Origin of the sequence: Microvirga sp. HBU67558 (genome assembly GCF_018069605.1) — a bacterium.
Classification (GTDB): domain Bacteria; phylum Pseudomonadota; class Alphaproteobacteria; order Rhizobiales; family Beijerinckiaceae; genus Microvirga; species Microvirga terrae.
In genome coordinates this window covers 1-235 of record NZ_JAGPUP010000017.1, presented here as the reverse complement: position 1 = coordinate 235, position 235 = coordinate 1, and the positions used below count along the sequence as shown (strand labels likewise).

The window sequence follows — 235 nt, the reverse complement described above, 5'->3', positions numbered from 1 at the left end:
TGAGCGCCAGCAGGTTGGTCTGGCCCGCAATCGTGTTGATCAGCTGCACCACGTCGCCGATCTTGGCCGCCGTGGTGGCGAGATCCTGCACGGCCGCATCGGTGCGGCGCGCGCCCTGCACGGCCCGGTCGGCGATCTGCGAGGACTGCGCCACCTGGCTGGCGATCTCACGGATCGAGATCGACAGCTCCTCGGTGGCGGCCGCCACCGTCTGCACGTTCGACGAGGTCTGCTG

General features: G+C 69.4%; 1 pseudogene. It reads right to left on the bottom strand.

Features of this window, described 5'->3' with window-relative positions:
- Positions 1–235, bottom strand: a pseudogene (locus tag KBI52_RS00070) (methyl-accepting chemotaxis protein); the annotation flags it as partial.